Below are 25,542 nucleotides of genomic sequence, written 5' to 3'. Positions count from 1 at the left end.
CTTCAGCCACCGCAGCCCGCCACAATGCCAAAATTTATCTCATCCTCGCAAAAACCACAGCTAGCCGGAATAAATCGGCAGCTCCGTTGTCAACGTTTCGGTTCGTCGTAAACATAGTGGGCTAATCCTTATCCGGTATTCACGCCTACTCTCGAAAATTCGAATGTGCTAAAGTAATCTTGCGTGGTGCTTCAAGTTTCCGCGCACGGATTTCTTTTGGTCTTTCCAGGTCTGCTGTCTCGTTCAGCCGGCGTATTTGTTTTCATGCCGTAAATCGATGAACTTTCCAGGAGGGGAACAATGCGAAAATATGCATCTTCTCGATCGGCAATACGGCGCAGGGGGCGTTGGTTTCCGTTTGGGCTATCGGTATCGCGCGTCTTCTGTGCTGCCAGTCTTCTTACCGGGATTGCCTTTGCCCAGACGCCCACCGAAGAGCAACGCAACGAGGTTCGGGCAGCCTGCCGTTCCGATTTCATCGCACAATGTTCCGGCGTGCAGCCGGGTGGCATGGAGGCGCTGAATTGCCTGCAGCAACATGATTCCACTCTTTCCGCCGCCTGCCGCAAAGCGGTGTCTGCGATCACCGCCAAGCCGAAATCGACATCTGCAGAGCCATCTCAAACGGCGCCTGTTACGACAGGGGCGGCGACGCCGGCACCGGCACCGGCGGCCGGTGCTCAGACGGCGGCTCAACCGACCGAGGCGCAACGCGATGCCGTCAAGTCAGCCTGCCGTTCCGATTTCATGGCGCAATGCTCCGGAGTGACCCCGGGAGGTGCTGCGGCCCTCTCCTGCCTGCAGCAGCATAGCGCCGGCCTGTCGGCACCTTGCCAGCAGGCCGTTGCGGCCATCGGTGCAGCAGGGGCGCCCGCAGCCGGTGCAGGTGCTGCAACAGCTGCCACGCCGCCGGCCACCCGGCCGGCTGCCATGCCTGTCTTCTCTCCGCGCGAGGAAATGATGATCGTGCGCGAGACCTGCGGGCCTGACTTCCGGGCTTTTTGCCGAATGGTGCCGATCGGCGGGGGGCGGGTCATCTCGTGCCTACGGGACAATCTACAGCGCGTATCGCCAGCCTGCCACAGGGTGCTGACCTCGGGGCTGTAGCGGCCTTCCAATTCGTATCCGGTTTCGCCGGGAATGTCTGAGCGTCAGGCATTCTCTTGATGGTTCCGCACAGCCATTCCGCGATCGTCACAGCACGATCCGAAATCTCCGCATTCGATGAATTCAATGACGACACAAATGAAAGGCAGTTGCCATGTCATCGACTTCTCATCTATCGCGATTGAAACGAATATTGAGTTATTCCGCTGTTGTAGCCAGCCTCGTTCTACCAAACCATGCATGGGCGGATGATGCAAAAGATCTTCTGAAGGCCATGTCCGATTTTCTGGTGGCGCAGAAGACAATATCCTTCAACTACCAGTCCTCACTCGAGGCGGTGACGCCGGACTTCGAGAAGCTGCAATTCGTCAGTTCGGGTACGGCCAATATCACCCGGCCTGACAAACTGCGCGTTACGAGAACCGGCGGCTTTGCCGATATCGATGTCAGCTTCGACGGTTCAACGCTGACCGTACACGGCAAAAACCTCGACGCTTACGCGAAGATCGACGGTAAAGGCTCGCTAGATGAGCTGATCGACAGGCTCGCCGATGCTGGCGTCGAGGCGCCGGGCGCCGATCTTTTGTCGGCGCATGTCTACGATATCCTGATGACTGACGTGACCGAGGCGAAGCACATTTCCGGCGCTTTCGTGGATGGCGTGGAATGCGAATATCTGGCCTTCCGTACGCCGGAACTCGACTGGCAGATCTGGATACAGACGGGACCGCAGCCGATACCGCGGCGCTATGTGATCACCAGCAAACACGTCGTCCAGGCACCGCAATACACGCTTGAAATCAGCGACTTCAAAAGCGGAGCGGACGTTGCTGCCACGTCTTACAACATCAAGATCCCGGCCAATGCCAAGACCGTGGATCTGAGCGAACTCCAATCGATCGATGAGCTTCCCGCGCCTGCCGTTAAAGGAGAGATGCAATGACCCGCAGCAAGCTCTTTTTCGCCTTCTGCCTTGCCGGCGTGATGACTTTCACGGATTTTCGTATAGAGGGGCAAGGTCCGCTGCCAGTGTCGATCGGCTTTGCCACACCGGCGGGTGCCGTCATCGGTCGGCCTCTAACGCCGCTCTCCTATGCTGGCGTTGCCCGCCGGACGACGCGTCGGGTTGTCCGGCGAACGGCGACGACCATTGCCGTCCTGCCTCCCGGCTGTCTCTACGGCCCTTATTATGGCGGCTATTATTACCGCTGCGGCGGTTTGTACTACGCCAAGAGCGGTGGCGTTTACGTGCAAGTGATCGTGCAATAGGCTCCCATCCGAGGCTGGAGCATTTCCGGACACAAACCGCTGCACACCATTGCTGGAATTGCTCTATTGCACCTTCATTTCCGCATCTGCGACCGCCGGAGCTTTGCTGCGGCGCCTTCTGAATTCTTCGAGGCGCTGCAGCACGACATAAAAGGACGGAACGAACAGCACGGCAAGGCAGGTCGATGCGATCATGCCGCTGAAGACCGATATGCCGATCGACTTGCGGGCGGATGCACCGGCCCCCGTTGCCAGGACGAGCGGCAGCACGCCGAGAATGAAGGCGAAGGATGTCATGAGGATCGGGCGGAAGCGTAGGCGGGCCGCCTCGACCGCGGCATCCAGTATCTCCATGCCCTCCTCACGCTTTTCACGTGCATATTCGACGATCAGGATAGCGTTCTTCGATGCCAGCGCGATCAAAAGGATCAGGCCGATCTGGGTGTAGAGGTTGTTGGCGACACCCGCCGCCATCAGTGCGCCGACGGTGCCGAGCAGGGCAAGCGGGACGGCCAGCAGCACGGCAAGCGGCAGGATCCAGCTTTCATATTGGCCTGCAAGCACAAAGTAGACGAGCAGCATGCCGAGCGCGAAGATATAGTAGATCTGTCCGCCGACCGCCTTTTCCTGGTAGGAGAGAGCCGTCCACTCGTAGCCGGTTCCTGTCGGCAAGGTCTGGTCGGCGATCTGCTCCATGACGTCGAGTGCCTGGCCGGAGCTGAAGCTGGCGGCAGGTCCGCCAACGATGGTTGCTGACGGGTAGAGGTTGTAGAGGCTGATCAGTGAGGGGCCTTGCATCGGCTTGATGTCGACGACGGTTCCGAGCGGCACCATCGTGCCATCGCCGGCCTTGACCTCCAGATTGCGGATATCGTCAGGGCTGACGCGGAATTCCGGAGAAGCCTGGGCATAGACCTGGAACGTGCGGCCAAACTTGTTGAACTGTGTCACGTAGCTCGATCCGACGTAGCCCGACAGTGCAGAGAAAACCTGTCCGACCGTGACGCCCAACGTCTCGGCCTTGATACGGTCGACGACGACCTCCAGTTGCGGCACGTTCGAGCGGAACGACGTGCTCAGCCTTTGCAGTGATGACTGGGCTTCGCCATTTTTCACAATCGTATCGGTAAGGGACTGCAACAGTACATAGTCGGAAACACCATTCTTGAGCTCTACTTGCATCGTGAAGCCGCTGGCATTGCCGACGCCCTGGATCGGGGGCGGCACGATGACCAGGGTTTTCGCGACCAGTACGTTTTGCAGCGCGCCGTTCAGATGCTGGTAGATGGACAGGAGATCCCGACCCTTTTCCTTTAGCCTTTCGTCCCAGTCCTTCAGCACGACATATGCAACGCCGGCATTCTGCAGGCTGGCATTGTTGTCGAGAACGGATATCCCACTGATCGTCAGTACCTGATCGACGCCTGGTGTCGCCTGGGCGATCTTGCCCACCTCTGCCATGACAGCGTCGGTGCGCTCCTTGGAGGCACCATCCGGCAGTTGCGCACCGATCAGCACGTAGCCCTGGTCTTCAATCGGCAGGAATGCAGTCGGCACGCGTGTCAGCCCCCAGACGGCGACGCCCATCAGCGCCAGCGCAAGAATGACCATCGCGGCGGCGTGGCGCGTCATCGAGCCGATCAGCCGGACGTATCCGCGTTCGCCCCAATCGTAGATCTTGTTGAAGCCACGATAGACGAAGTTCCGCTTCTCGGGAGGCACTGGCGTGCGCAGCCAGAGGGCGCATTGCGTCGGTTTCAGCGTCACGGCGTTGATGGCGCTGATCAGCGCCGTGGCGGCGATGACGAGAGCGAACTGCCGGTAAAGCTGGCCCGTCAGCCCTGGCAGGAAGGCAGCTGGAATGAAGACGGCCATCAGCACCAGCGTGATACCGATGACTGGGCCGAGCAGTTCGTCCATCGCCTTTTCGGCTGCCTGCCTGCCGGACATGCCGGCTTCGATATGCCTTGCGACGCCTTCGACGATGACGATCGCATCGTCGACGACGATGCCGATGGCGAGAACGATCGCAAACAGGGTGGACAGGTTGACGGTGAAACCCATGGCCGCCATCGCGGCGAAAGCGCCAATGATGGTGACCGGAACAGTCGTCGCCGGCACGAGCATCGCCCGCCAGTCCTGCAGGAACAGGAGGATGACGATGAGAACGAGAACGCCTGCCTCGATCAAAGTGACATAGACTTCGTTGATCGACGCCTTAACGAATTTCGTCGTGTCGAAGGGGAGATGATATTCGAGGCCCGGCGGGAAGGCCTTCGCCAGTTCCGCCATCTTCACATCGACTGCATGGGCCACAGCAATGGCGTTTGCTTCCGGCAATTGGGAGATACCGATGCCCGCAGCCGGTCGGCCATTTTGCATGAAGGTCTGGCTATAGGTCTGCGCACCCAATTCTACCCGGCCGATATCGCGGATGCGCGTCACCCGTCCGCCGTCCGAGCCATCGACCTTGACGATGATGTTCTCGTAGTCGACGGCATCATTCAGCCGGCCATTGATGTTCAGCGTGTATTGAAATGTCTGCCCTTGGGGAACCGGTGGAATGCCAATCTGGCCGGCCGTGACCTCCTGGCTCTGTTGCTGCACGACATTGACGATATCCTGCGGCGTCAGCCCGCGGGCCTGCAGCAGGTTCGGATCCATCCAGATGCGCATGGCATATTGGCCGGCGCCGAAGACCGTGACGTTGCCGACGCCGGGCAGGCGGGCAAGTTCGTTCTGCAGGTTGATGACGGCGTAGTTGGAGAGGAACAGGCTGTCATAGCGGCTATCAGGCGAAGTCAGGCTGACGAAGCCGAGGATCGCTGTCGATTTCTTCTGGGTGCTGACACCCTGAATCTGAACCGATTGCGGAAGCGACGACATGGCGATCGCAACACGGTTTTGCACCAGGACCTGTGCCTGATCGGGATCGGTACCGATGGCGAAGGTCACGGTCAGTGAGTAGGTGCCGTCGCTTGCGCTGGTGGACTGCATGTAGAGCATGTCCTGCACCCCGTTGACCTGCTGCTCGATCGGCAGGGCGACTGTATCGACGAGCGTCTTGGCACTGGCGCCGGGAAAGCGGGTCGTAACCTGCACTGTCGGCGGAACGACATTCGGATATTGCGCCACCGGGAGTTGGAAGAGAGCCACCGCGCCGATGAGAACAAAGACCAATGCCAGAACATTGGCGAGCACCGGCCGTTCGATGAAGAAGCGCGAGATCATGCTGTTGTCCTTGGACGTTCAGATGAAGCGGGTGGCGGATTTTACTGCGTCGTCGTTGTGGCCTTTGCATCGGCGCCGGCTTCTGCCGGCTGCGTTTTCATATCGATTTTCTCGGGCGCAGCCTTGCTGCCGGGGATTGCCTGCTGGATGCCCTGGATGACGACCCAGTCGGCGGGGTCGAGGCCGGATTCGATGACGCGGAGAGGGCCTTCGCGCTGGCCAGTCTTGACCTGTTTCTGTTCGACGGTGTCATCCTTGCCGAGCACGAGCAGATAGCTGCCGAGCTGGTTGGTTGCGATCGCGTCGTCGCGTACAAGCAGTGCCTTCTCATTCTGGCCGATCGGTACGCGAACGCGCACGAAGAGGCCGGGCAGCATGGCCTTGTCCTTGTTGTCGAACAGAGCTCGCACCTGAAGCGTGCCGGTCGATGCATCGAGTTGCGGCGAGACGTAGTCCAGATGTCCCTTGTGCGGATAGCCTTCCTCGGATTGTAGGCCGAGTTCGGCAGGGATGCTCGGCAGGTCCGTCTGCTTGAAAGTGCGTCCCTGCTTTCTCAGCATATCCTTGATCAGCAGCACCTGGGTTTCGCTGACGTTGAAATAGGCATAGATCGGGTCCGTCTGGACAATACTGGCGAGCTTGGTGGGGCCTGAGACGCCGACGAGCGTGCCGATATCGACGAGGTGGTCGGTCACCGTGCCATCGAAGGGTGCAATCACTTCGGTATAGCCGAGATTGATCGTTGCAAGTTCGACATTGGCCTGAGCATTGAGGATTTGCGCATTGGCTTCGTCGAGCGTCGCCTTGGCGCTGTCGACGGCTGTCTGCGTCGTGACCTGCTGCTTCATCAGATTGACCTGACGATCGTACTCCTGCTTGGCACCAACCTGGGATGCCTGTTGCGATGCGAGGGATGCCTTGGCCTGATCAAGCTGGGCCTGATAGGTGTCGCGCTCGATCCCGAAGAGCTTGGTTCCCTTCGTTACCGTCGTGCCGTCCTGATAATCGATCGATTGAAGGTAACCCTGGACGCGCGCTTCGATATCGACCGAATTCAGCGGTGCGGTATTGCCGGTCAGATCGAAATAGAGGGTGATTGGCTCCTGGACCGGCTGGGCGACGCGAACGGCTGGCGGCGGAGGCGGGACGTAGGTATTGCTGCTTCCATCGCATGCAGTGAGCGCTGCCGTGCCGATGAGCGTTACAAAAATCTGCAGACCCCGATGCAATCCCTCACGCATTGCTTCTGCCCCGACGATCTATATGCCCCGGTCTTCATGCGTGCCTTTGCGGCGACCCCCATAAGCCGCCGGGTGTTTCAGGCATGTGGTACTATGTCGCGGGGTTGCCTGAAATTGCAATAGTTCCCGGCATGCAATTTAGCTGTGCCTAAATGATTGGTGATCGCGTAATCCCGGTAACGGCTCAGTTCGCAGATTTTGTGCTCACTGCTGAGTAATGAGCAGTACGTAAGCCACGAACAGCACCAGGTGAACCGCGCCCTGCATGAGATTGGTGCGGCCGCTTGAAAAGGTAATGATGCTGACGGTGAGCGTCAGCACGAACATGACGAGATCCGGACCCTGAAGCCCCAACGTGACGGGGTGCCCGTAGAAGTGGCTTATTGCCAGCATCGCCGGCACTGTCAGGCCGATCGTCGACAGGACTGAGCCGAGGAAGATGTTGATGGCGCGCTGCAGGTGGTTGGCGACGGAAGCGCGCACGGCGCTGATCGCCTCAGGTGTCGCGACAAGCACCGCCATGATCACGCCGCCGAATGCTGCCGGTGCATGCAGGGTTTCGATCACATAGTCGATCGGTCGGGCAAGCTGTTCGACCAGGAAGACGACAGGCCCCATGTAAACGAGGAGCAGCACCGCGTGATGCCATACTGCCCGGTGCGGCCGCATGCTGACTGCGTGCCGCTCAAGATGGCTGCCGTCATCAGCAAAATAGCGCCGATGACGGCCGGACTGCAGCAGGAGAAATATGCTGTAGAGGCCGATCGAGACGATGCCGAGAAACATCTGCCGCGAAGCCGAGGGGTGTGGACCATCCGGGCCGGCGAGAAAAGTCGGCATGACGAGGCTGAGGGTCGCCAACGGCACGATGACGCCGAGATAGGTATTGGCGCCGTGCAGATTGTGCTGCTGATCCTCCCGCCGCCATGCGCCAAAGAACAGTGACAGTCCCACCATGCCGTTCAGGATGATCATGACGACGGCAAAGAGCGTGTCGCGGGCGAGCGTCGGATTGTTTTCCCCATGCAGCATGACAGCCGAGATCGCCATCACTTCGATCGAGGTGATGGCGAGGGTCAGGATGAGGGTTCCGTAGGGTTCCCGAAGTTGCTCCGCCAGATGATCTGCATGACGAACGACGGACAGGGCGGAGCCAAGGACAACGGCAAAAAGCCAAAGAAAAATGACAGTAAACCAGAAGGGTCGAGATAGCTTCTCGAAGATTGCATCAGAGAAAGCAAGGAAGGCGAGGCTGGTCGCGACGCTCACGCTAAAGAACCATTCCTCGCGGACGATGCCCGCCATACTGGTGGTGCGTAATGCCGAGCTGTCAGTCATCGGGACCACTACCGGCCACGGAGTATCCTCGCACTACGACTAAGCGCGCTGCCATTTTCCTCTCCGCTCTCTCCGCCGCGTGGGCAAACCGAGCGGTGCGGCTTGGCGGCGGCTGCGAGCGATTGTCTCACGCAGAGGGGCATTCCGCCTATCTAAAAATCATCGCCTCAGTTTTGGGACTGTTCAATGATACTTCCGCTTCTCTCGCCCTAGAATTTCCGGGGCGTTGAGGCCGGCAATCGGCCTCGAGAGATCGGCGGGGATATCGCCGGCCAGCTGGAGATCCAGATAGCGGGCGCAGCAGACGCGGAGGAACGAGGTGAAGTTGCCAAGGTCATGGCCGGCATCGATCGACTCGTGGTGCAGCCTGGTGATCAGCTGGACCACGTTCATGCCGTCGCGGGTGGCAATTTCCTCCAGCTTTGACCAGAAGAAATTCTCCAGCCTCACGCTGGTAACCATGCCGTCGATGCGCAACGACCGGGTTGTGCTTTCCCAGAGCCGCGCATCGGCCTTGATGAACAGTTCACACATCACGTTCCTCCCACGGGCCCGCTCAGGCGGCGTTGGTTTCCAGGACCGTTGCCGCATCGAGCACCGCCATGAACTGGCGCAGCCACGAGGGATGGGCCGGCCAGGCCGGTGCAGTGACGAGATTGCCGTCGGAGACGGCATCGGTAATGGCGATATCGGCATAGGTGCCGCCGGCAAGCTCGACTTCCGGGCGACAGGCGGGATAGGCCGAGCAGGTGCGACCTTTCAGCACGCCGGCAGCGGCCAAAAGCTGGGCGCCGTGGCAGATCGCGGCGACCGGCTTGTTGGCATCGAAGAAATGCCTGACAGCCTTGATGACATCGGGGTTGAGGCGCAGATATTCCGGCGCGCGGCCGCCCGGAATGACGAGCGCATCGTAATCCTCGGCGCGAATGCTTTCGAATGTGGCGTTCAGTGCGAAGTTGTGACCACGCTTTTCCGAATAGGTCTGATCGCCTTCGAAATCGTGGATGGCGGTGGCGACCGTCTGGCCGGCGGTCTTGCCGGGGCAGACGGCATGGACCGTATAGCCGCAGGCAAGCAGCGTCTGGAACGGCACCATGGTTTCGTAATCTTCAGTGAAATCGCCTGTGATCATCAGGATCTTGGATGCTGGCATTTTTTCCTCCCGTAAAAACCAACAGATGGACTTTAACAAAGGATCGCGGGCCGCGGGTACTAAGGGAATACTACAAGAGGATCCGTTTCAGATCGTCTCGCGCGCCCTGACATCGGGAATGGCGCAGGCCTCGCCGCCACCGAACATGCGTGAACGGGTGAGGAAGCGTTTCTCGCGGCCGTTATCGAGCGAAAACATGCCGCCGCGGCCGGGCACGACATCGATGATGAGCTGGGTATGTTTCCAGGCCTCGAACTGGCTGGCGCTGATATAGACGGGCACGCCGCCAATCTCCCCGAGCTTCACATCCAGATCGCCGACGATGAAATCGTCCGTCGGGTAACACATGGGCGAAGAGCCATCGCAGCAGCCGCCGGACTGATGGAAGAGGATCTTAGGATAATCCCGCTGGATTTCCTTGATGAGGTCGAGCGCTGCATCGGTCGCGAGCACGCGCGGTTCGCCATTGATCGTCTGTTCCATGATTGCCTCCTCCAAGACAATGCCTCCTCCCCGTGAAGGGGAGGAGGCTTGATATTAGCACGATCGACTGTTTCTCAGAAGAAGCCGAGCTTCTTCGGGCTGTAGCTCACCAGCATATTCTTTGTCTGCTGGTAGTGGTCGAGCATCATCTTGTGCGTTTCACGACCGATGCCGGATTGCTTGTAGCCGCCGAAGGCGGCATGGGCCGGATAGGCGTGGTAGCAATTGGTCCAGACGCGGCCGGCCTGGATTTCCCGGCCGAAGCGATAGGCGCGGTTGCCGTCGCGGGTCCAGACGCCGGCGCCGAGACCGTAGAGCGTGTCGTTGGCGATCTCGAGCGCTTCCTTCTCATCCTTGAAGGTGGTGACCGAGACAACAGGGCCGAAAATTTCTTCCTGGAACACACGCATCTTGTTGTGGCCCTTGAAGATGGTCGGCTTGATGTAATAGCCCTCAGACAGTTCGCCGCCGAGGTCGTTGCGCGAGCCGCCGGTAAGGACCTGCGCGCCTTCCTGCTTACCAATATCGAGGTAGGCGAGGATCTTTTCCATCTGCTCTGTGGAGGCCTGTGCGCCGATCATCGTTGCAGGGTCGAGCGGGTTGCCCTGCGTGATGGCTTCGACGCGTTTGACGGCCCTTTCCATGAAGCGGTCATAGATCGATTCCTGGATAAGGGCGCGGCTCGGGCAGGTGCAGACTTCGCCCTGATTCAGCGCAAACATGGCGAAGCCTTCGAGAGCCTTGTCGAGGAAGTCGTCATCCTCGGCTGCCACATCGGCGAAGAAGATGTTGGGCGACTTGCCGCCGAGTTCCAGCGTGACCGGAATGAGGTTCTGGCTGGCATATTGCATGATGAGGCGGCCCGTCGTCGTCTCGCCGGTGAAGGCGATCTTGGCGATGCGCGGGCTGGAAGCGAGCGGCTTGCCGGCTTCGAGACCAAAGCCATTGACGATGTTGAGCACACCGGGCGGCAGGAGATCGCCCACGAGTTCCGCCCAAAGCAGGAGCGAGGCGGGCGTCTGTTCGGCCGGCTTGATGACGACGCAATTGCCGGCGGCGAGAGCCGGGGCCAGCTTCCAAGTCGCCATCAGGATCGGGAAATTCCAGGGAATGATCTGGCCGACGACGCCGAGCGGCTCATGGAAGTGATAGGCGACGGTGTCGTGGTCGATTTCGCCGATCGTGCCTTCCTGGGCGCGGATGCAGGAGGCAAAATAGCGGAAGTGGTCGATGGCGAGCGGGATGTCGGCCGCCATGGTTTCACGGATCGGCTTGCCGTTGTCCCAGGTTTCGGCCTGGGCCAGAAGCTCCAGCTTGTCTTCCATGCGCTGGGCGATCTTCATAAGGATGTTGGAGCGCTCTGTGGTGGAAGTGCGGCCCCATTTTTCCTTCGCGGCATGGGCGGCATCGAGCGCCGCGTTGATGTCCTTTTCATCCGAGCGCGGGATTTCGCAGAGCTTGCCGCCGGTGACGGGCGTAACGTTGTCGAAATATTTGCCGCCGATCGGCTCACGCCATTCGCCACCGATATAGTTGCCGTATCTCAGCTTGTACGGCGACTCGACGATTTTCTGATGAAGCATGTCATCCTCCCTTGATGAACGGGTTCCGGATCGAACCGTGAGAGGAAATCTGTGTCGCTTTTGGCTGATGGAACAGGGTCGCTCCGCAATACCGCAGCGCACAGTGTCGCAGAGTTGCGACAGGTTCCGGTGGTACCACGAATTCGTGATTGAACCTTTGGCCTGATGTCAGTGCAGGTCGAGTTTCTTCATCTTCCGGTGCAGTGTAGCGCGGCTGATGCCGAGGGCTGCGGCGGCCTGGGAGACATTGCCATGCGTGCGCGACAGCGCGCGCAGGAGCGCCGCCTTTTCGGCTTCGGCCATCTCTTCTTCCTGCGAGACGCGGCCTTCATGCAGCGCATCGGAGGCCGGAATGCCGGCGGCGATGTGCCTGTCGTCCAGTTTGAGCGCAAGGCGAGCGGCACGCGTGGCACCGAGAACGAGGTCATGTCGGTCGACGGCGAGCAGCGCATTGGCGGAATTGACGCCGGCCGGCACCATGACGAAGCGGGCACCTGCAAAGGCGGAACGGAAGAGGTTGAGCTCGATGCGCATTGCCGCATCACGCACGGCCTGCGACAGGATGGTGAGCGTCATCTCATTGACGTCGTCGCGGCAGGTGGAAATGTCCAGGGCGGCGGCGAGAAGGCCGCGATGATCGCGGATCGGGGCCGTGGTGCAGCTCAGCTTGATGTTGGAGCAGTAGAAATGCTGGTCGCGGAAAACGGCGACGGCGCGGTCGTCGGCAAGCGCCGTGCCGATGCCGTTTGTGCCGATGCTTGCTTCGGTCCAGACAGAACCGGTCCAGAGGCCAAGGTCGTGGAATTCCTTGTCATTGCCGGCGGCGCCGCGGCGCTCCAGCGCAATGCCATTGCGATCCGTCAGCAGCAGGCAGCAGCCCGCCTTGCCGACGGTTGCAAAGAGCCGATCGAGTTCCTCCCGGGCATCGGCGATCAATTGTTCGGATTGCTCCCGGGCCAGGCCGAATTCCTGCTCGGTGAGGCGTAGCGGCACGCGCTTATCCTCTGGCGCCAGCTGGTACATTGTCATGCAGCGCCGCCAGGAAGCCACGATTGGAGAGCTGGCCGCAGCGGAATTTTGCTGGGCGCACGTATAGACATGTTCCGCATGCGCGGATTGTTCGTGCATAGAGGCTCCTCCCAGAACTTGCGCATATTCTGATGTAAATATGGCAGCTTTGCAATCAGGCCGGCATGACGCCCGATGATGGGTGTCGCATTTCTGAGACAGTTGCGCTGTCTGTCCGAGCATCGTGATCGCGATAATCTGACCAGCCGGCTGCTTGCCGGGGCTGATTTTGCGGAATAGCGTCGTATTTCTCTGGATAAAACGGCCCGGCGGCGCCGACTGCTGATATCGCGGACTTCACATTTCAGTGTTTGCGCTGCTGACAGTGAAACAGATCGCAGCGCGGCTTCGTAGTTCCCTCAGTAGGCAACACCGAAAGAAAAATCGCTATGCCGGGAATAAGTCCCACCCGGCGTTGTCTACCAGACAAGAGAACCTGTCGCAGCTGCTGACTAGGAGAGCAAAGCGATGATGAACAGACGATTGCTGTTGACCACAGCCGGACTTGGCGCTTTTGCCCTGCGCTTCGGTTTTGGCAGCCACGCCATGGCGGAGGAGACATTCGCCGTTACCCATACCGACGAAGAGTGGCGCAAGCTTCTGACGCCGGATCAATATTCGGTGCTGCGGCAGGAGGGAACGGAATATCCCTTCACCAGCCCGTTGCTGCACGAAGAACGCAAGGGCAATTTCGCCTGTGCGGGCTGCGATCAGGAAGCCTTTTCCTCGACCACGAAATTCGACAGCGGAACGGGCTGGCCGAGCTTCTGGGCGCCGCTTGACGACAAGGTCGTCGGCACGACGCGCGACACCACCTTTGGCATGGTGCGCGATGCCGTTCATTGCGGCCGCTGCGGCGGGCATCTCGGCCACGTCTTCAACGACGGACCCAAGCCGACCGGCTTGCGCTACTGCATGAACGGCGTGGCCATGACATTCCACCCGGCATCTGCCTGACCGACGGATTATTCCGATGCTTTTCTTCGTTCTTGCCTATCTCGGTGGGGTGCTGACGATTGTCAGCCCCTGCATCCTGCCGGTGCTGCCCTTCGTCTTTGCGCGTGCCGGCCAGCCTTTCCTGCGCAGCACGCTGCCAATGCTTGTCGGCATGGCGGCGACATTCGCTGGCGTCGCGACATTGGCGGCGGTCGGCGGCGGATGGGCGGTGCAGGCCAATGAATATGGCCGCTATGCCGCCATCGTGCTGCTTGCAATCTTCGGCGTCGTCCTGCTCTTTCCGGCGCTGTCCGACTATCTGACACGGCCGCTCGTTTCGCTCGGTGCGCGCCTGTCACAGTCAGCCGATAAAAGCACGCGTGGCGGTGGTTCGGCCATTGCCGCCTCGTTGCTGCTCGGCGTTGCGACCGGCCTGCTCTGGGCGCCTTGCGCCGGGCCGGTTCTCGGCCTCATCCTCACGGGTGGGGCGCTTCAGGGCGCGAATGTCGGCACGACGCTGCTGCTGCTTGCCTATGCGCTGGGTGCCGCAACCTCGCTTGCACTTGCGCTTCTCATCGGCGGCAAGGTCTATCAGACGATGAAGCGATCTCTTGGTGTCGGCGAATGGCTGCGGCGCGGAGTCGGCGTGGCGGTTCTCGTCGCTGTCGTGGCGATTGCGCTTGGCCTCGATACGGGCTTCCTGACGCAGGCGTCGCTTGCCAGCACCAATCTTCTGGAACAAGGGCTCGTCGATCGTTTCCATCCGCAGCAGCGGACGGCCGACAATGCGGGCGGCTCCATGAAATCCGTGGTGATGCCGGCTGGCGGCGGTGGCTCGATGGCAATGACGGGCAACGATCAGATGATGATATCCGGCAACCCAGCTGCAACGAGCGGCAACTCGATGATAATGGCGATGAAGCCGAAGGGTGCCGCCGAGCAACTGCCGGTCGAAGGCCAGATGCCGCCGCTTGATGGGGCCGTGCAATGGCTGAATTCAGGGCCGCTGACGGCCGAGCAGTTGAAGGGCAAGGTCGTGCTCGTCGACTTCTGGACCTATTCCTGCATCAACTGCCTGCGCGCCATTCCCTATGTCGAAGCCTGGGCTGAAAAGTACAAGGATCAAGGCCTCGTTGTCATCAGCGTGCATTCGCCGGAATTCGCCTTCGAGAAGAATGTCGACAATGTGAAGAAGGCGATTTCCGATCTCGGCATCACCTATCCGGTCGCAGTCGATAACAATTATGCGATCTGGCGGGCCTTCGACAATGAATACTGGCCGGCGCATTATTTCATCGATGCGAAGGGGCAGATACGCCACCATCATTTCGGCGAAGGCGATTACGACCAGTCCGAACGGGTAATCCAGCAACTGTTGGCCGAAGCCGGCAAGACCGGCATTTCCAGCGATATCGTCGATGTGAAGGCGACCGGTGCCGAAGCTGCCTCCGATACAGCGAATGTGCAGTCTCCGGAAACCTATGTTGGTTATTCCCGCTCGCAGAATTTCGTCGATGACAAGGGCACGGTCAACGATGCTGCTCATGATTATGTCGCCGCAACGCCCAAGCTCAATGAGTGGGGTCTCACCGGCAACTGGACGGTCGGCCCTGAACAGGCAACGCTGAACGGCGCCGATGGCAGCATCTACTACCGCTTCCATGCCCGCGACCTGCATCTGGTTCTCGGACCTGGTGCCGATGGCAAGCCGGTGCGCTTCAAGGTGACGGTCGACGGCAAGGCGCCGGGCGACGGGCATGGCGTGGATACGGATGCCGACGGCAATGGCATGGTGACGGGACAGCGGCTCTACCAGCTGGTGCGTGAAGCCGGGCCGGTCGGCGACCACACGTTCGAGATCCACTTCCTCGATCCCCGCGTGCAGGCTTTCGCCTTCACATTTGGCTGAGACAGTCCTCTATCCCTTTCGCCGCGGCTCGTCCCGTGGCGAAACAGGCCGTCAGCAGATAGCCGCCCGTCGGCGCCTCCCAATCCAGCATCTCTCCGGCTGCAAAGACGCCGGGGAGATGTTTCAGCATATAGGTCTCGTCGATTTCGCTGAAGGCGATGCCGCCGGCAGAGGATATGGCCTCGGCGATGGGGCGTGGGCGCAGCAGCGGGATCGGCAGGGACTTGATGGCGGCAGCGAGTTTGTGCGGATCGTTGCGATCGGCTTCCGGCACTAGCTCGCGCAGAAGTGCTGGCTTCACACCGTCGAGACCCGCTCCCTTGCGCAGGCGGTTGGAAAAACTCGTCTTGGCATCCTGCCGGGAGAGATCGCGAGACAGGCGATCGAGGGTGCGGCCGGGAGCAAGGTCGATCGAGAGGGTTGCCTTACCATGCTGCAACAGGTCGTCACGCAAAGCGGCCGAGTGGGCATAGACGAGGCTGCCTTCGATGCCGTGTTTACTAATGACGAATTCGCCTGGAAATGTCCCCGCGCCTGATGTTGCCGTCACCGATTTCAGCGGCTCTCCGGCGAAGCGATCACGGAAGAGTTCGCTCCAGGCGACATCGAAGCCGCAATTGGCGGGGCGAAACGGCGCAATCACTATGCCGCGTTCGGAGAGTAGCGGCAGCCAACCGGTATCCGAGCCGAGACGCGGATAGCTGGCACCGCCGAGTGCGAGCAGTGTGGCGTCGCATGATATGGTCTTGCTGCCGTCGGGTGTTTCGAAAACATGGCCGCCTTCTGCAAAGCCGATCCATCGGTGGCGGGTGAAGAAGCTGACGCCGCGGGCTTCCAGACGGGCGAGCCAGGCGCGCAGCAACGGCGAGGCCTTCATGACATTGGGAAAGACCCGGCCGGAGGAACCGACGAAGGTTTCGGTGCCGAGGTCTGCCGCCCAGGCGCGGATATCGGCCGGGGTGAAGGCGTCGAGGGCGGCGCGTAGATGGGGATTGGCACCGCCAAAGCGGGTAGCGAAGCGCTCGTAGTCTTCGGAATGGGTGATGTTGAGGCCGGACTTGCCGGCGAGCAAGAACTTGCGGGCAAAGGTCGGCATCGCATCATAGATGGAAACGGCATGGCCGCTTGCCGACAATACTTCGGCTGCCGAAAGGCCGGCCGGGCCGCCACCGATGACTGCGATCGTCTTCTGGTTCATAGCGCCTTCTTGGCGCGGGCGGTCGGCGAGCGCAAGTCTCAGTGATGCGGATGCACGCACTTGCCATGGTCGGCGAGCACCTCGATGACCCGGCATTGATCGACGCGGCCATGGCCGCAGCCCTCGACCATCTGCTCCAGTTCCGCCTTCAGGGCATTGAGGCTGCGGATGCGCTGTTCCACCTCGATCAAGCGGGCCTTGGCGATGGCGTCGGCGGAAGCGCAGGACTGGTAAGGGTCGTCCTGCAGCTGCAGCAATGTGCGGATTGCATCGATCTCGAAGCCGAGTTCGCGGGCGTGGCGGATGAAGGTGAGGCGGTTGAGGTCCGATGGCTCGTAGGAGCGTTGATTGCCCTCGCTGCGGCTCGGCGCAGACAACAGGCCGATGCCCTCATAATAGCGGATCGTCGGCACCTTGACGCCGCTCTGGCGGGCGGCTTCACCGATGGTGATCTTTTTCATGATTTTCCTCTTGCACCTCTAGTCGCTAGAGGATGTAGGAACGATACTGCTTACAAGCAAGGATCGAAATCATGAGCGAAGCAGCACAGGCACGGTACCGGGTTGGCGGAATGGATTGCGCCGCCTGCGCAACGAAAATCGATACCGCCGTCAGACGCGTGCCCGGCGTCGAAGACGTCTCCGTGTCGGTGACAGCAGGCACGATGACGGTGCGCCACGATGGCAGCAGCGATCTCAAGGCGATCGAGAAGAGGGTGACCGGCCTCGGCTATTCGGTTGCTCCGCTCACCGGCAAGGCTCCTGCTCGCGAGAGCAAGACCGGTCATGACCATGCGCATCACGACCACGATCATGGGCACGACCATGACCACGATCACGATCACGATGGGCATGAGCATCATGATCACGACCATCACGATCATGACCACGAAGGCCATGATCACGATCATGCCGGTCACGATCATTCGCACAGCGCCGAGGAGGTCGAGGGGCTGCACGGCCATGATCATGGGCCGATGACCGGTCCCTGGTGGCAGAGCAAGAAAGGCCGGTTGACGATCCTTTCCGGCCTCGCACTCGTTGCCGCCTACGTGCTCGGCCATCTGGTGCCGTCGATTGCCCCCTATGCTTTCATCGTTGCCATGCTGGTCGGGCTGGTGCCGATTGCCCGCCGCGCGGTCATGGCCGCCCTTTCTGGCACGCCCTTTTCGATCGAGATGCTGATGACGATTGCCGCTGTCGGCGCTGTCATCATCAATGCGGGGGAAGAGGCGGCGACGGTCGTCTTCCTGTTCCTCGTCGGCGAATTGCTGGAAGGCGTGGCTGCCGGCAAGGCGCGCGCCAGCATCCAGTCGCTGACGACGCTGGTGCCTAAGAATGCGCTGCTCGAGACGGGCGGCGAGGTGAAGGAAGTGCCAGCTGAGACGCTTTCCGTCGGCTCCGTCATTCTCGTGCGTCCGGGAGACCGGATTTCCGCCGACGGGACAATTGTTTCCGGCGAAAGCGCTATCGATGAGGCGCCGGTGACGGGCGAAAGCACGCCGGTTCGCAAGGGCGCAGGCGAGATGGTCTTCGCCGGCACGGTCAATGGCGATGCGGCGCTGCGCGTCCGTGTCACGGCCGCTGCCGAGGACAATACGATTGCCCGCGTCGTCAAGCTGGTGGAGGAAGCCCAGGAATCGAAGGCTCCGACGGAGCGCTTCATCGATCGCTTCTCCCGCTATTATACGCCTGGTGTCGTCGTCGTGGCGGCTCTGGTCGCCGTTTTGCCGCCGTTGCTGATGGGCGGGGCATGGGGTGAATGGGTCTATAAGGGTCTCGCAATCCTGCTGATCGGCTGCCCCTGTGCGCTTGTCATTTCCACGCCGGCGGCGATTGCCGCCTCGCTTTCGGCGGGTGCGCGCCGCGGTCTGCTGATGAAGGGTGGGGCGGTTCTGGAATCGCTTGGGAAGGTGACGGCCGTTGCCTTTGATAAAACCGGTACGCTGACCGAAGGCAAACCGCAGGTCACCGATATAATTTCCTACGGACGCACCGAGGCAGAGGTGCTTTCGCGCGCTGCTGTTCTGGAGCAGGGCTCCAGCCATCCGCTGGCGCTGGCAATCCTCAATCGGGCCAAGGCCGATGGAGTACCCGTGCCGCCGGCTTTCGAAGTCGAAGCGCTGCCCGGCAAGGGCATGACCGGCAAGGTAGGTGGGGAGACGCTCGATCTCCTGTCGCCGCCGGCTGCGCGCGAGCGCGGGGCGCTGAATGCGGAGCAGGACGAACAGGTCGCGGTGCTGAACGGCGCGGGCAAGAGCGTCTCGGTGCTGCTCGTCAATGGTGTCGCCGCCGGTCTCATTGCCATGCGCGACGAACCTCGTGAAGACGCAAAGAGCGGGCTTGCGACGCTGAAGGCAGCTGGCGTGCGCGCCATCATGCTGACCGGCGACAACAAGCGCACGGCGGCAGCCGTTGCCGGCGATCTCGGCATCGACTGGCGCGGCGAACTCCTGCCGCAGGACAAGCAGCGCATTGTTGGCGAACTGAAGAAGGAAGGTCTGTTCGTCGCCAAGGTGGGTGACGGCATTAATGACGCGCCGGCACTTGCCGCTGCCGATGTCGGCATCGCCATGGGCGGCGGCACCGACGTGGCGCTGGAGACGGCGGATGCGGCTGTGCTGCATGGGCGTGTCGGCGACGTAGCCCGGATGATCGACCTTTCGAAGCGGACGATGCGCAATATCTTTCAGAACATCACCATCGCGCTCGGGCTGAAGGCCGTGTTCCTGGTTACCACCATCATCGGCATTACCGGCCTGTGGCCGGCGATCCTCGCCGATACGGGTGCGACCGTGCTGGTGACGATGAATGCACTTCGGCTTCTTCAGATAAAGACATAAAGATTTCTTTATATCATATTGACGTTGCGATGCGGCGGGTGCATGCTTGCCGCATCGTTGGTTCTTGGGATCTGTTGATCCCAAGCTAAGAGGGAATTCGGTGCGGCCATCGCCAAGACCGAAGCTGCCCCCGCAACTGTAAGCGGATAGACACCGTCCTTCGACGTCACTGGGAAGACTCCCGGGAAGACTGGACGATGTCGATGACCCGCAAGCCAGGAGACCTGCCGCGATAGATAACGTCCACGGGCGGGGTGTCCCGGTGTGCCGCTTGCGCGAGACGGCATTCCCATGGCCGTATCTCGTCGATGCGTTGCGCCGCAGCCTTGCCCATAACCTTCGGGGTAAGGAAAATGACTATCAAGACTGCAAATCTCGGCTTTCCCAGGATCGGAAAGCATCGCGAACTCAAATTCGCACTGGAGAGCTACTGGGCCGGCAAATCCGATGCCGGCGCGCTTCTCGATGTCGCGAAGCGGCTGCGGGCGGAAAACTGGCTCCTGCAGAAGCAGAAGGGGATCGACGTCATCCCCTCGAACGATTTCTCGCTTTACGACCATGTGCTCGACACGGCGGTCATGGTCGGCGCCATTCCCGCCGCCTATGGCTGGAAGGGCGGGCAAGTTTCTCTCGACACCTATTTCGCGATGGCGCGCGGCTCCACCGGCGAAGAGGCGCATGTCGATTGCGGCCATCAGCACCATCACGGGCATGGCGCGCCGGCGCTGGAAATGACGAAATGGTTCGACACGAACTACCACTACATGGTGCCGGAACTCGGCCCCGATCAGACCTTTGCCCTGACGGCGAACAAGCCACTTGATGCCTTCGTCGAGGCCAAGACACTTGGCATCCACACCCGGCCGGTCATCCTCGGTCCGGTTACCTTCCTGAAACTCGCCAAGGGAAGCGAAGAAGGTTTTGCGCCGATTGACCTGCTTGCACGCTTGTTGCCTGTTTATACAAAAGTACTGGCAGAACTTCGTGCAGCCGGTGTCGACTGGGTGCAGATCGACGAACCTTGCTTCGTGCTCGATCTTTCACAGGAAGAGCAGGCAGCATTGCAGCATACCTATCGTGCGCTGCATGAATTGGTGCCCGACCTGAAGATCATGGTCGCCACCTATTTCGGCGCGATCGGCGACAATCTGCCGACGGCGCTCTCGCTCCCGGTTGCCGGCCTGCATGTCGATCTCGTTCGCGCTCCACAGCAGATCGATGCCCTTTTCAAGGCACCCAGCGATCTGACATTTTCGCTTGGCGTCATCGACGGGCGCAATATCTGGAAGGCAGACCTTGCGGCGATCCGGGAGAGGATCGAGCCGCTTGTCCAGCACTTTGGTGCGGACCGGCTACAGATCGCGCCGTCCTGCTCGCTGCTGCACGCGCCGATCGATCTGGAACTGGAGAGCGGGCTGGATGGTGAGATGAAATCATGGCTCGCCTTCGCTGCCCAGAAGCTTGATGAGCTCGCAGCGCTCGGTGATGCCGGCAAGGCCTCCCAGGTGATTGCGGCAGCCTCGCAGGCCGTTGCATCGCGCGCCGTATCTACGCGCGTACATGATCTGAAGGTCAGACAGCGGGTTGCCGCGATCGACGAGGCGATGAAGACACGCAGCAGCGATTTTGCCGAGCGGACCGGACTGCAGGAGCGTAAGCTTCGCTTGCCGCTGTTCCCGACTACGACGATCGGCTCCTTCCCGCAGACATCAGATGTTCGAAAGTCCCGCTCCGCTTTCACCAAGGGGGCGATCAGCGAGGCGGATTATGATGCCTTCCTGAAAAAGGAAACCGAAGCAGCGATCCGCTGGCAGGAGGAGATCGGTCTCGATGTGCTCGTCCACGGTGAATTCGAGCGTAATGACATGGTGCAGTATTTCGGCGAGCAGCTTTCCGGCTTTGCCTTCACGCAACATGCCTGGGTGCAGAGCTACGGCTCGCGCTACGTTCGCCCGCCGATCATTTTCGGTGATATCTCCCGGCCGAAGCCGATGACGGTCGAGTGGTGGCGCTATGCGCAATCGCTGACGGAAAAGCCGGTCAAAGGCATGCTGACGGGACCGGTGACGATCCTCAACTGGTCCTTCGTGCGCGACGATCTTTCCCGCGCCGATGTCAGCCGGCAGATCGCGCTGGCGATCCGCGACGAGGTCGTCGATCTCGAAAAGGCGGGTGCGGCGATGATCCAGATCGACGAAGCCGCTCTTCGTGAAGGCCTGCCGCTGCGCAAGGCGGACTGGAAGACGTACCTTGATTGGGCGGTCGAAAGTTTCCGCCTGTGCTCATCAGGCGTTGCCGACGAGACGCAGATCCATACGCATATGTGCTACTCGGAGTTCAACCAGATCATCGACGCCATCGCGGCCATGGATGCCGACGTGATTTCCATCGAGACCTCGCGTTCAAAGATGGAATTGCTGGAAGCCTTCCGCAGCTACAAATATCCGAACGAGATCGGCCCCGGTGTTTATGACATCCATTCGCCGCGCGTTCCCGATGTCGGGGAAATGACCGAGCTTCTGACGCTGGCGCGCGAGCGTCTGACGGATGGACAGCTCTGGATCAATCCCGATTGCGGTTTGAAGACCCGCAAGTGGGAAGAGGTGCGCCCGGCGCTCGTCAACATGGTGGCGGCTGCTCGGCTGTTGCGTGCTGCCGCAGCAACGACACGCGCCTGAGCGCCTATTCGATTCCTGGAGAGCCGGCTATAGGCCGGCTCTCGCCTCGGCGGCCTTCTCCACAGCCTGCTGCTGTTAACCAGCCGTTATCCATGTTTTTCACAGGAATGTAGCAATTTCAAACATGCCGTAACGCGACGCACAAACCATCCGTTGACGCCAACTCCGATTCGAGTACTATATCTAGTGTTCAAGGTTCCTTCGATTCGCTAGGGATCGCAGGCTAAGACGGGAATACGGTGCGTTTTGCCATGAAGGCGAAACAAGGCCGGAGCTGCCCCCGCAACTGTAAGCGGCGAGCAACTGTCCGATTTCAGGTCACTGAGGCATGATGCTTTGGGAAGGCTGCGGGCAGGGTGCTTCGACCCGCGAGCCAGGAGACCTGCCTTGAGCGAGAAACGTCCACGGGCGGGGTGTCCGGAAGGTTGCGTGCATGTCAGGCGGATCAAATCCGCACCTGTTGCGCTGCCCCTGAACGTCCGCATGAACACTTCGGGGTTGAAGTCATGTCGAGAGCATCGAAACCGCCGCCCGCGCAGATCCTGCGAGGAATAATGCCTGGCGTGTAAAGCGCCAACTTTGTCAGATCATTCTCAAGCGTTGCCCCGGACGCCGCAAGGCGCCCGATCCTAGTTCTGCGTCCGGAATCCATTGACATCACGAGGAACATGATGAGCGTTACCGTTTACAGCAAGCCTGCCTGCGTTCAGTGCACAGCGACCTACCGCGCCCTCGACCGTCTGGGCGTAGACTATCAGATCATCGATATCTCGGAAGATGCCGACGCCCTCGATCGTGTGCGCGGCATGGGCTACATGCAGGTTCCGGTCGTCGTTGCCGGCGAGCAGCACTGGGCGGGCTTCCGCCCTGATATGATCAGCGCGCTCTCCTGATCGGAGAAGAGCGGTGGGCCTGATCGTCTATTATTCCAGCCGGTCCGAGAATACCCATCGTTTCGTCGAGAAGCTGGGACTGCGCGCGGCGCGCATTCCTCTCGGCGCTGAAGACATCCACATTCGCGAACCCTATGTGCTGATCTCGCCCACCTATTGCGGGGACGGCGGCCCCGGGATCGTAAAGGGAGCCGTGCCCAAGCAGGTGATCCGTTTCCTCAACGAGGCGGAAAACCGCACCAACATCCGCGGCGTCATTGCTGCGGGCAACAGCAATTTCGGCGAGACCTACGGGCTTGCCGGCGACGTGATCTCACAGAAGTGCCAGGTGCCGTATCTCTACAGGTTCGAGCTTTTGGGGACTGCCGAGGATGTCGCCAATGTCAAAGACGGGATGGGACGATTTTGGACACGGGAACAAATTTGACGCGGGATGCGGGCGCAAAACCGCTTCATAGTTCAGCTCAGCCCGCTGGCGAGCGGTCTTCGAAGGCCGTGGAAGTGCTGGATTATCACGCGCTGAACGCAATGCTGAACCTCTATGACGAGCAGGGCAAGATACAGCTCGACAAGGATCGCATGGCGGCCAAGCAGTATTTCCTGCAGCATGTGAACCAGAACACGGTGTTCTTCCATAACCTCAGGGAGAAGCTCGATTATCTGGTGACCGAAGGCTATTACGAGCAGGAAGTGCTCGACCAGTATTCCTTCAATTTCGTCCGCGACCTGTTCGACGAGGCCTATGCCAAGAAGTTCCGTTTCCCGACTTTCCTCGGCGCCTTCAAATATTACACCAGCTACACGCTGAAGACCTTCGACGGAAAGCGCTATCTGGAGCGCTACGAAGACCGTATCTGCATGGTGGCGCTGGCTCTTGCCCGAGGCAATGAACAGCTCGCCCGCGATCTGGTCGAGGAGATCATTACCGGCCGTTTCCAGCCGGCAACGCCGACTTTCCTCAATGCCGGCAAGAAGCAGCGCGGCGAGCTCGTCTCGTGCTTTCTGCTGCGTGTCGAAGACAATATGGAATCGATCGGCCGCTCCATCAATTCGGCGCTGCAGCTTTCCAAGCGCGGCGGTGGTGTGGCGCTATCGCTGACGAACATCCGCGAGGCTGGTGCGCCAATCAAGCAGATCGAAAACCAGTCTTCCGGCATCATCCCCGTCATGAAGCTGCTCGAAGACTCGTTCTCCTACGCCAATCAGCTCGGTGCTCGGCAGGGTGCAGGTGCCGTTTATCTCAACGCCCATCACCCTGACATCATGCGCTTCCTTGATACCAAGCGCGAAAATGCTGACGAGAAGATCCGCATCAAGACGCTGTCGCTCGGCGTCGTCGTGCCCGACATCACTTTCGAACTCGCCAAGAACAATGAGGATATGTACCTCTTCTCGCCCTATGACGTGGAGCGGGTCTATGGTGTGCCCTTCACCGAGATATCGGTGACGGAGAAGTACCGCGAGATGGTGGCGGATGCCCGTATCACAAAGAAGAAGATCAAGGCGCGCGAATTCTTCCAGGTAATTGCCGAAATTCAGTTCGAGAGCGGTTATCCCTACATCATGTTCGAAGACACGGTGAACCGGGCAAACCCGATCGCCGGCCGCATCAGCATGAGCAATCTCTGCTCCGAAATCCTGCAGGTCAGCGAAGCGAGCACCTTCAACGACGACCTTTCCTACAAGGTGATGGGCAAGGATATCTCGTGCAATCTCGGCTCGCTGAATATCGCCATGGCGATGGATTCGGCCGATTTCGGCAAGACGATCGAGACCTCGATCCGCGCGCTGACGGCCGTTTCCGACATGAGTCACATCTCCTCGGTTCCATCGATCGAGAAGGGCAATGACGACAGCCATGCAATCGGCCTCGGCCAGATGAACCTGCATGGATACCTCGCCCGCGAGCGCATCCATTACGGTTCGGAAGAGGGCGTCGATTTCACCAATATCTATTTCTACACGGTGACCTATCACGCGCTGCGCGCCTCCAACCGTCTGGCGGTCGAACGTGGCGCAAGCTTCAAGGGCTTCGAGAATTCGAAATATGCCTCGGGCGACTATTTCGACAAATATACCGAGCAGGAATGGAAGCCGGCGACCGAGAAGGTTCAGGCGCTCTTCGACGATGCCGGTATTCATATCCCGACGCAGGAAGACTGGCTGGAGCTGAAGAAGGCCGTGATGGCTTCGGGCCTCTATAACCAGAACCTGCAGGCGGTGCCGCCGACGGGCTCGATCTCCTACATCAATCACTCGACCTCCTCGATCCATCCGATCGTCTCGAAGATCGAGATCCGCAAGGAAGGCAAGATCGGCCGCGTCTACTATCCGGCGCCGTTCATGACCAACGACAATCTCGACTACTATCAGGATGCCTACGAGATCGGGCCCGATAAGATCATCGACACCTATGCGGCGGCCACTCAGCATGTCGACCAGGGCCTGTCGCTGACGCTGTTCTTCCGCGACACGGCAACGACGCGCGATATCAACCGAGCCCAGATCTATGCCTGGAAGAAGGGCATCAAGACGATCTACTACATCCGCCTTCGCCAGATGGCGCTGTCCGGCACCGAGGTGCAGGGCTGCGTATCCTGCACGCTTTAAACG

Annotated in this window: 20 protein-coding genes and 2 riboswitches; of the genes, 10 read left to right on the top strand and 10 right to left on the bottom strand. The window is 60.2% G+C overall.

The genetic code is table 11. The features are described 5' to 3' along the window. Positions 1-300: 300 nt before the first annotated feature. The 3 genes from J2X71_RS19360 to J2X71_RS19350 all read left to right on the top strand — a co-directional run bounded on the left by J2X71_RS19360 (position 301) and on the right by J2X71_RS19350 (position 2,376). Entirely contained in the window at positions 301-1,107 is an 807-nt protein-coding gene (locus J2X71_RS19360) for a cysteine rich repeat-containing protein (RefSeq protein WP_310383974.1), read from the top strand. Positions 1,108-1,261: 154 nt separating this feature from the next. Continuing rightward, the gene (locus tag J2X71_RS19355) at positions 1,262-2,050 is read left to right on the top strand and encodes a DUF2092 domain-containing protein (RefSeq protein ID WP_310383973.1); all 789 of its coding nucleotides are present in this window, start codon (positions 1,262-1,264) and stop codon (positions 2,048-2,050) included. Further along, positions 2,047-2,376, top strand: a complete 330-nt coding sequence (locus tag J2X71_RS19350) for a hypothetical protein (RefSeq protein ID WP_113325427.1) — start codon at positions 2,047-2,049, stop codon at positions 2,374-2,376. Before J2X71_RS19355 ends, J2X71_RS19350 begins: the two co-directional genes overlap by 4 nt. A gap of 63 nt (positions 2,377-2,439) precedes the next feature. Here J2X71_RS19350 and J2X71_RS19345 read toward each other — a convergent pair whose 3' ends face one another. The 8 genes from J2X71_RS19345 to J2X71_RS19310 form a co-directional block, all read right to left on the bottom strand. Next, on the bottom strand, positions 2,440-5,607 hold the full coding sequence (locus J2X71_RS19345) for a multidrug efflux RND transporter permease subunit (RefSeq protein WP_310383969.1): 3,168 nt from the start codon (positions 5,605-5,607) through the stop codon (positions 2,440-2,442). Between the two features lie 41 nt (positions 5,608-5,648). Beyond that, positions 5,649-6,848, bottom strand: coding sequence for an efflux RND transporter periplasmic adaptor subunit (locus tag J2X71_RS19340; RefSeq protein WP_310383967.1), 1,200 nt, complete (start codon positions 6,846-6,848; stop codon positions 5,649-5,651). 204 nt (positions 6,849-7,052) lie between these two features. Then, positions 7,053-8,186: a calcium:proton antiporter gene (locus J2X71_RS19335; protein ID WP_310383965.1), complete on the bottom strand. Its 1,134-nt coding sequence runs from the start codon at positions 8,184-8,186 to the stop codon at positions 7,053-7,055. 183 nt (positions 8,187-8,369) lie between these two features. Further along, positions 8,370-8,720: a ribbon-helix-helix domain-containing protein gene (locus J2X71_RS19330; RefSeq protein WP_007820318.1), complete on the bottom strand. Its 351-nt coding sequence runs from the start codon at positions 8,718-8,720 to the stop codon at positions 8,370-8,372. A 22-nt stretch (positions 8,721-8,742) separates the two neighbouring features. Continuing rightward, positions 8,743-9,339, bottom strand: coding sequence for a DJ-1/PfpI family protein (locus J2X71_RS19325; protein WP_310383962.1), 597 nt, complete (start codon positions 9,337-9,339; stop codon positions 8,743-8,745). An 87-nt stretch (positions 9,340-9,426) separates the two neighbouring features. Next, positions 9,427-9,822 carry a DUF779 domain-containing protein gene (locus tag J2X71_RS19320; protein WP_310383960.1) on the bottom strand — a complete coding sequence of 132 codons (396 nt, stop codon included), beginning with the start codon at positions 9,820-9,822 and terminating at the stop codon, positions 9,427-9,429. Positions 9,823-9,896: 74 nt separating this feature from the next. After that, positions 9,897-11,405, bottom strand: a complete 1,509-nt coding sequence (adh, locus tag J2X71_RS19315; protein WP_310383958.1) for an aldehyde dehydrogenase — start codon at positions 11,403-11,405, stop codon at positions 9,897-9,899. A gap of 168 nt (positions 11,406-11,573) precedes the next feature. Continuing rightward, positions 11,574-12,533 carry a helix-turn-helix domain-containing protein gene (locus J2X71_RS19310; RefSeq protein ID WP_310383956.1) on the bottom strand — a complete coding sequence of 320 codons (960 nt, stop codon included), beginning with the start codon at positions 12,531-12,533 and terminating at the stop codon, positions 11,574-11,576. 408 nt (positions 12,534-12,941) lie between these two features. On the opposite strand from J2X71_RS19310, the gene msrB reads away from it, so the two are divergent. Next, on the top strand, positions 12,942-13,430 hold the full coding sequence (gene msrB / locus J2X71_RS19305; RefSeq protein WP_310383954.1) for a peptide-methionine (R)-S-oxide reductase MsrB: 489 nt from the start codon (positions 12,942-12,944) through the stop codon (positions 13,428-13,430). Positions 13,431-13,446: 16 nt separating this feature from the next. After that, entirely contained in the window at positions 13,447-15,318 is a 1,872-nt protein-coding gene (locus tag J2X71_RS19300) for a cytochrome c biogenesis protein DipZ (protein ID WP_310383952.1), read from the top strand. Here the strand turns inward: J2X71_RS19300 and J2X71_RS19295 are convergent. Next, a complete protein-coding gene (locus tag J2X71_RS19295; RefSeq protein WP_310383950.1) occupies positions 15,305-16,516 on the bottom strand; it encodes a TIGR03862 family flavoprotein in 1,212 nt (403 codons plus the stop codon). The two genes, J2X71_RS19300 and J2X71_RS19295, sit on opposite strands and share 14 nt — an antisense overlap. A gap of 38 nt (positions 16,517-16,554) precedes the next feature. Continuing rightward, positions 16,555-16,977: a helix-turn-helix domain-containing protein gene (locus J2X71_RS19290; protein WP_310383948.1), complete on the bottom strand. Its 423-nt coding sequence runs from the start codon at positions 16,975-16,977 to the stop codon at positions 16,555-16,557. A gap of 71 nt (positions 16,978-17,048) precedes the next feature. Here J2X71_RS19290 and J2X71_RS19285 point away from each other — a divergent pair, with 71 nt between their 5' ends. From J2X71_RS19285 to nrdE, 5 genes are all read left to right on the top strand, one after another. Beyond that, on the top strand, positions 17,049-19,358 hold the full coding sequence (locus tag J2X71_RS19285; protein WP_310383946.1) for a heavy metal translocating P-type ATPase: 2,310 nt from the start codon (positions 17,049-17,051) through the stop codon (positions 19,356-19,358). Positions 19,359-19,399: 41 nt separating this feature from the next. Next, positions 19,400-19,605, top strand: a riboswitch (cobalamin riboswitch). 106 nt (positions 19,606-19,711) lie between these two features. After that, the gene (gene metE, locus J2X71_RS19280; protein ID WP_310383944.1) at positions 19,712-22,036 is read left to right on the top strand and encodes a 5-methyltetrahydropteroyltriglutamate--homocysteine S-methyltransferase; all 2,325 of its coding nucleotides are present in this window, start codon (positions 19,712-19,714) and stop codon (positions 22,034-22,036) included. Positions 22,037-22,212: 176 nt separating this feature from the next. Continuing rightward, a riboswitch (cobalamin riboswitch) is annotated at positions 22,213-22,441 on the top strand. Between the two features lie 266 nt (positions 22,442-22,707). Further along, entirely contained in the window at positions 22,708-22,929 is a 222-nt protein-coding gene (gene nrdH, locus J2X71_RS19275) for a glutaredoxin-like protein NrdH (RefSeq protein ID WP_310383943.1), read from the top strand. 13 nt (positions 22,930-22,942) lie between these two features. Then, on the top strand, positions 22,943-23,356 hold the full coding sequence (gene nrdI / locus J2X71_RS19270; RefSeq protein WP_310383942.1) for a class Ib ribonucleoside-diphosphate reductase assembly flavoprotein NrdI: 414 nt from the start codon (positions 22,943-22,945) through the stop codon (positions 23,354-23,356). Then, the gene (nrdE, locus tag J2X71_RS19265; protein WP_310383940.1) at positions 23,335-25,539 is read left to right on the top strand and encodes a class 1b ribonucleoside-diphosphate reductase subunit alpha; all 2,205 of its coding nucleotides are present in this window, start codon (positions 23,335-23,337) and stop codon (positions 25,537-25,539) included. Before nrdI ends, nrdE begins: the two co-directional genes overlap by 22 nt. Positions 25,540-25,542 lie beyond the last annotated feature (3 nt).

Source organism: Rhizobium sp. 1399 (genome assembly GCF_031455475.1).
Taxonomy (GTDB): Bacteria; Pseudomonadota; Alphaproteobacteria; order Rhizobiales; family Rhizobiaceae; genus Rhizobium.
The sequence above is the reverse complement of the archived record's forward strand: the minus strand, read 5'-3'. Positions and strand labels throughout refer to the sequence as shown.